The sequence below is a fragment of the Mesorhizobium sp. M7A.F.Ca.ET.027.03.2.1 genome (assembly GCF_003999175.1).
Taxonomy (GTDB): domain Bacteria; phylum Pseudomonadota; class Alphaproteobacteria; order Rhizobiales; family Rhizobiaceae; genus Mesorhizobium.
The window spans coordinates 1-6,594 of the sequence record NZ_RZOM01000240.1; the positions used below are offsets into that span (position 1 = coordinate 1).

At 62.4% G+C, this 6,594-nt stretch carries 4 protein-coding genes and 1 pseudogene; 2 read left to right on the forward strand and 3 right to left on the reverse strand.

What is annotated here, in order from left to right; genetic code table 11:
- A pseudogene (locus EN750_RS40665) lies at nucleotides 1-132 on the reverse strand (carbohydrate kinase); the annotation flags it as partial.
- Between the two features lie 277 nt (nucleotides 133-409).
- Between EN750_RS40665 and recA the strand changes: the two are divergent.
- Nucleotides 410-1,510 (forward strand): recombinase RecA, encoded by a 1,101-nt coding sequence (gene recA, locus EN750_RS12975; protein ID WP_027036993.1) that lies wholly within the window; start codon nucleotides 410-412, stop codon nucleotides 1,508-1,510.
- A 294-nt stretch (nucleotides 1,511-1,804) separates the two neighbouring features.
- On the forward strand, nucleotides 1,805-4,471 hold the full coding sequence (gene alaS, locus EN750_RS12980) for an alanine--tRNA ligase (RefSeq protein WP_127396647.1): 2,667 nt from the start codon (nucleotides 1,805-1,807) through the stop codon (nucleotides 4,469-4,471).
- Nucleotides 4,472-4,712: 241 nt separating this feature from the next.
- On the opposite strand, the gene EN750_RS12990 is transcribed toward alaS, so the two are convergent.
- On the reverse strand, nucleotides 4,713-5,339 hold the full coding sequence (locus EN750_RS12990; protein ID WP_127396648.1) for a glutathione S-transferase family protein: 627 nt from the start codon (nucleotides 5,337-5,339) through the stop codon (nucleotides 4,713-4,715).
- A 12-nt stretch (nucleotides 5,340-5,351) separates the two neighbouring features.
- Nucleotides 5,352-6,563 (reverse strand): NADP-dependent isocitrate dehydrogenase, encoded by a 1,212-nt coding sequence (locus tag EN750_RS12995; protein ID WP_127321786.1) that lies wholly within the window; start codon nucleotides 6,561-6,563, stop codon nucleotides 5,352-5,354.
- Between the last annotated feature and the right edge of the window lie 31 nt (nucleotides 6,564-6,594).

Sequence of the window (6,594 nt, forward strand, 5' to 3'; positions counted from 1 at the left end):
AAAGACGCCGCCGCCGACATCCTCGCGCATTGTGCCCGGATTGGAGGCGGCAGGCACGTAAGCGCCGGACACCTGGCCGCGTCGGTCGATATGGGCGCCGCCTATGGCCAGTATTTTCGCGGATTTCAGCATGCCGACGATATGACCTTTGTTATTCCAGCCGCACAAGCGCTAGGTGCGACTGAGCTTCGCATGCGAGGCGGCGATTCGGCAGGTCGAAACAACCGAGCCGTCTGGCCCAACGTGCGGTGGATCCCTGATCGAATCTTTGGACAAAAAAAGAACAAATCCGGATATTGTTTGTTTTTCAGATATTTGACCCCTCTTGCCAAATGAGAACAAAAAAGGTACAAATAGGCAGGGATTACGGATTGTCCGGCCTTCATTGACGACCAAGGGGTGATGTATCATGGCTCAGAATTCTTTGCGGCTGGTAGAGGACAAGGCAGTGGACAAATCAAAGGCTCTGGATGCGGCGCTGTCGCAGATCGAGCGGGCTTTCGGCAAGGGCTCGATCATGCGGCTCGGCGCCAACGATCAGGTCGTCGAGATTGAAACGGTGCCGACCGGCTCGCTTGGCCTCGACATCGCGCTTGGCGTCGGTGGCCTGCCGCGCGGCCGCATCATCGAGATCTACGGGCCGGAAAGCTCGGGCAAGACGACGCTTGCCCTGCACACCGTTGCCGAAGCCCAGAAGAAGGGCGGCATCTGCGCTTTCGTCGATGCCGAGCACGCGCTTGACCCGGTCTATGCCCGCAAGCTTGGCGTCGATCTCGAAAACCTTCTGATCTCGCAGCCCGACACTGGGGAGCAGGCGCTGGAAATCTGCGACACGCTGGTGCGCTCCGGCGCCATCGACGTGCTGGTGGTCGATTCGGTCGCGGCGTTGACGCCACGCGCCGAAATTGAAGGTGAGATGGGCGATTCGCTGCCCGGCCTGCAGGCCCGCCTTATGAGCCAGGCGCTGCGCAAGCTGACCGCGTCGATTTCGCGCTCCAACACCATGGTCATCTTCATCAACCAGATCCGCATGAAGATCGGCGTCATGTTCGGCTCGCCTGAAACCACCACCGGCGGCAATGCGCTGAAATTCTACGCTTCGGTGCGCCTCGACATCCGCCGCATCGGCTCGATCAAGGACCGCGACGAGGTTGTCGGCAACCAGACCCGCGTCAAGGTGGTCAAGAACAAGCTGGCGCCGCCCTTCAAGGTGGTCGAATTCGACATCATGTTTGGTGAGGGCGTCTCCAAAACCGGCGAACTGGTCGATCTCGGGGTCAAGGCTGGTATTGTCGAGAAGTCTGGCGCCTGGTTTTCCTATAACTCGCAGCGTCTCGGCCAGGGCCGCGAAAATGCCAAGCTGTTCCTGCGTGACAATCCCGACACGGCACGCGAGATTGAGTTGTCGATCAGGCAGAATGCTGGGCTGATTGCCGAAAAATTCCTCGAGAATGGCGGCCCTGAGCGCGGCGATGATGACGGTTTCGAGGAAGAATCCGGCGCGATGTAACAGCTTCGTGCGCGATGCCGGCCGGAGTTCGGCCATAATCGCGTTCTATTATCTCAGGCTTATGTAATCGAGTTCCGCGTTATTGCGTTTCGAAACCGCCGGCCCAGTGCCGGCGGTTTTGCGTTTCGGCGGCGGAACCAGGCCGGGTCGAACGGCCGGCAAAGGCCGTGGATTGGACCAATTCCGTGTTTCTGGACAGGGTGAAGCGCGGCGGCTAAAAGGCCAAGTCCTAATCTTCTAAAACGCAGAGCCCATTTCCGCATTTGCCGGTGGCTTTTCCAAAAAGGCAGCATCATGAGTGGCGTGAACGAAATCCGGTCGACATTTCTCGACTACTTCCGGAAGGAGGGTCACGAGATCGTCGCGTCGAGCCCGCTGGTGCCGCGCAACGACCCGACGCTGATGTTCACCAACGCCGGCATGGTGCAGTTCAAGAACGTCTTCACCGGTCTGGAGAAGCGGCCCTATTCGCGCGCCTCGACCGCCCAGAAGAGCGTTCGCGCCGGCGGCAAGCACAACGATCTCGACAATGTCGGCTACACCGCGCGCCATCTGACCTTCTTCGAGATGCTCGGTAATTTCTCCTTCGGCGACTATTTCAAGGAGCGCGCCATCGAGCTTGCCTGGAACCTGATCACCAGGGAGTTCGGGCTGAACAAGGACAAGCTGCTGGTCACCGTCTATCACACGGACGACGAGGCGGCCGGCTTCTGGAAGAAGATCGCCGGTTTTTCCGACGACCGCATCATTCGCATCGCGACCTCGGACAATTTCTGGGCGATGGGCGACACCGGACCGTGCGGGCCGTGCTCTGAAATCTTCATCGACCGCGGCGAACACATCTGGGGCGGCCCTCCCGGCAGCCCGGAGGAAGATGGCGACCGTTTCCTGGAATTCTGGAACCTGGTGTTCATGCAATATGAACAGGTGACGAAGGAGGAGCGCATCGACCTGCCGCGTCCGTCGATCGACACCGGCATGGGCCTGGAGCGCATGGCATCCATCCTGCAAGGGGTGGAAAGCGTCTTCGAGACCGATCTGTTCCGTCACCTGATCGACGCGGCCTCGTCCGCGATCGGGCATGGTCCCGACAAGGAGACGGTCGCGTCCTACCGGGTCATTGCCGATCATCTGCGTTCGTCCTCCTTCCTAGTGGCGGACGGCGTGCTGCCTTCGAATGAAGGCCGGGGCTATGTCCTGCGCCGCATCATGCGCCGCGCCATGCGCCATGCGCAGCTGCTGGGTGCCAACGAACCGCTGATGTGGAAGCTGGTGCCGGCGCTGGTGCGCGAGATGGGCCAGGCCTATCCGGAATTGCTGCGCGGCGAACAGTTGATCACCGAGACGCTGAAGCTCGAGGAGACCAGGTTTCGCAAGACGCTGGTGCGCGGCCTCGGCCTGCTCTCCGAGGCGGCGGAGACGCTGCATGCCGGCGACATGCTGGACGGCGAAACGGCCTTCAAGCTCTACGACACTTACGGCTTCCCGCTCGACCTGACGCAGGACGCGCTGCGCCAGCGCAGCATCTCGGTCGATCTTGCCGGCTTCACCAATGCGATGGAGCAGCAGAAGGCCGAGGCGCGAAAGCATTGGGCAGGCTCCGGCGACGCGGCGACCGAGACCATCTGGTTCTCCGTGCGCGAGAAGGCCGGCGCCACCGAGTTCCTCGGCTATGAGACTGAAGCTGCGGAAGGCATCATCCAGGCGCTAGTCAAGGATGGCAGGACCATCGACAGCGCCGGCAAGGGCGACGCCGTGGCGATCGTCGTCAGCCAGACGCCGTTCTATGCCGAGTCCGGCGGCCAGATGGGCGACACCGGCGTTATTTCAGGCGAGGGCTTCTCGATCGAGGTTTCCGACACGCAGAAGAAGGCCGATGGGCTATTCGTCCACATCGGCGAGGTGGCCAGCGGCACGGTCAAGACCGGTGTTGCCGTCGAGCTCAAAGTCGACCATGCGCGCCGCTCCAGGTTGCGCGCCAACCATTCCGCGACGCATCTGATCCATGAGGCGCTGCGCGAGGTGCTGGGCAGCCATGTCGCGCAGAAGGGCTCGCTGGTCGCGCCCGAGCGCCTGCGCTTCGACATCTCGCACAACAAGCCCATTTCACCGGAGGATCTCGAAGAGGTCGAGCGCATGGCCAACGAGATCGTCGTCCAGAACGGCCCGGTGTCCACGCGCCTGATGTCGGTCGACGATGCCATTGCCGAAGGCGCCATGGCGCTGTTCGGCGAGAAATACGGCGACGAAGTGCGCGTCGTATCGATGGGCACCGGCGTTCACGGCGCCAAGGCCAACCGGCCCTATTCGGTCGAGCTTTGCGGCGGAACGCATGTCCGGGCGACTGGCGATATCGGCCTGGTGCGTGTCGTGTCGGACAGCGCGGTCGCCGCCGGCGTGCGCCGCATCGAGGCGCTGACCGGCGAAGCCGCGCGCAAACATCTCGACGAGCAGGATAGGCGGCTGAAGGCGACGGCGGCCGTGCTCAAGATTTCGCCGGCCGATGTGCCGGCGCGCGTCGAGACGCTGCTCGAAGAGCGCAAAAAGCTTGAGAAGGAACTGACCGAGGCGCGCAAGAAGCTGGCGCTGGGCGGGGGATCGTCAGCCGATGCTCCAGCCGCCAATGAGACGGTCGCCGGTATCGGCTTCCTCGGCAAGACGGTCTCCGGTGTCTCGCCGAAGGATTTGAAGCCGCTGGCCGATGCCGGCAAGAGCTCGCTCGGCTCCGGCGTCGTCGTCTTCGTCGGCGCCGGCGAAGACAACAAGGCAAGCGTCGTGGTGGCCGTCACCGACGACCTCATCGATCGCTTCAGCGCCGTCGACCTTGTCCGCGTGGCCTCCGCCGCATTGGGCGGGCAGGGCGGCGGCGGGCGGCCCGACATGGCCCAGGCCGGTGGCCCCGACGCTTCCAAAGCCGATGATGCGATTGCAGCGGTGAGGGCGGCACTCGAAGCGGCATGAGCCAGCGGGCAGTTCAGGAGGGAGCCCTACCTTCCCAAGTAGCGCTGCCCCTCATCTGGCTGCCGCCATCTTCTCCCCGTAAACGGGGAGAAGGGCGCTTTCGTCGCGGCTTTCGCCAATCGCCAGCGTTGCAAAAAAGAGGCGCCGGCGTTGCGGCCAGCCTCTTTCTCCCCGTTTTACGGGGAGAAATGCCCGGCAGGGCAATGAGGGGCGGCGCCGGCGTTGAGGAAGTTCACTCGGCCTAAGCGACCTTTTCAGTCCGCGTAAAGCTCGCACGATCAGCGACGCGCGCATACCAGTCCCGAATATCCGCGAACCGCGCCAACAGATCGCGCCCTTGCGTGACCTTGACGAAATAGGCGATGATCGGCGCGGCGTGCAGGTCCGCCAGCGTCAGTTGGTCGCCAAGCAGCCACGGACCTTGTGGCTTCAGCGATCTCAGCACCTTCAGCACCGTCTCGGCCTGAGCAAGGCCGCCGGCGATCAACGCCGAATCCGGCTCAGCCTTCTCCAGCCGCTCGACGGCAACATCCCAGACCATCGCGCGATAGCCATAGGCGTCGAGCATGCCTATGATCTGGCCCATCCTGGCGCGGCCGCGCGCGTCGGCAGGCTGCAGCGCCGGTCCGTCGAAGGCCTCGTCGATATAGCGGGCAATCGCATTGGTCTCGAACAGGCGAAACCCGTCATAACAGAAGGCCGGGATGCGGCCGAACGGATGATGCTCGAAATACCAGGCGGGAACGCCCTCGGCGGCAAAGACATCGACCGGCACAAGCTCGTAGTCGATGCCTTTTTCCGCGAGTACGAGGCGGACGATGCGTACATAGACGCTGTACTCCGCCCCGTAGACGATGGGCTTGCCCATCTTGCTTACTTGTCAGGCCATCGCCTTCTGCAGGTTCTCGTCGATCTTGTCGAGGAAACCGGTGGTCGACAGCCAGGGCTGGTCGGGGCCGATCAAGAGCGACAGGTCCTTGGTCATGAAGCCTGACTCGACCGTCTGGATGCAGACCTTTTCCAGCGTTTCGGAAAAACGCTTCAGGTCGGCATTGTCGTCGAGCTTGGCGCGGTGCGCGAGGCCACGCGTCCAGGCGAAGATCGAGGCGATCGAGTTGGTCGAGGTTTCCTCGCCCTTCTGGTGCTGGCGGTAGTGGCGGGTGACGGTGCCGTGCGCGGCTTCCGCTTCCACGGTCTTGCCGTCCGGTGTCATCAGCACCGAGGTCATCAGGCCGAGCGACCCAAAACCCTGCGCCACCGTGTCGGACTGCACGTCACCATCATAGTTCTTGCAGGCCCAGACATAGCCGCCCGACCATTTCAGGGCGGAGGCCACCATGTCGTCGATCAGGCGGTGCTCGTACCACAGCTTCTTCGACTTGAACTCGGCCTCGAACTCGGCCTCGTAGACCTCCTGGAAGATGTCCTTGAAGCGACCGTCATAGGCCTTGAGGATGGTGTTCTTGGTCGACAGATAGACCGGATAGTTGCGCAGCAAGCCGTAGTTCAGCGAGGCGCGGGCGAACTCGCGGATCGAGTCGTCGAGATTGTACATGGCCATGGCGACACCGGCGCCGGGCGCGTCGTACACATCGTGCTCTATCACCTGGCCGTCCTCGCCGACGAATTTGATGGTCAGCTTGCCCTTGCCGGGGAAGCGGAAATCGGTGGCGCGGTACTGGTCGCCGAAGGCATGGCGGCCGACGATGATCGGCTTGGTCCAGCCGGGCACCAGGCGCGGCACGTTCTTCATGATGATCGGCTCGCGGAAGATGGTGCCGCCGAGGATGTTGCGGATGGTGCCGTTCGGCGACTTCCACATCTTCTTCAGCTTGAACTCCTCGACGCGCTGTTCGTCGGGGGTGATCGTCGCGCATTTCACGCCAACGCCGTGTTTTTTGATGGCGTTGGCCGAATCGATGGTCACCTGGTCGTTGGTGGCGTCGCGGTGCTCGATGCCGAGGTCGTAATATTCAAGCTTGAGGTCGAGATAAGGGTGGATCAGCTTGTCCTTGATGAACTGCCAGATGATGCGGGTCATCTCGTCGCCGTCGAGTTCGACGACCGGGTTCGCCACCTTGATCTTCGCCATGGAAAGAATGCCTCGTTGCTGGATATGGGAC

Bases quoted from the DNA above. Each gene is read 5' to 3' on its own strand.
- recA (WP_027036993.1), top strand. From the start codon at position 410: ATGGCTCAGAATTCTTTGCGGCTGGTAGAGGACAAGGCAGTGGACAAA.
- alaS (WP_127396647.1), top strand. From the start codon at position 1,805: ATGAGTGGCGTGAACGAAATCCGGTCGACATTTCTCGACTACTTCCGG.
- EN750_RS12990 (WP_127396648.1), bottom strand. From the start codon at position 5,339: ATGGGCAAGCCCATCGTCTACGGGGCGGAGTACAGCGTCTATGTACGC.
- EN750_RS12995 (WP_127321786.1), bottom strand. From the start codon at position 6,563: ATGGCGAAGATCAAGGTGGCGAACCCGGTCGTCGAACTCGACGGCGAC.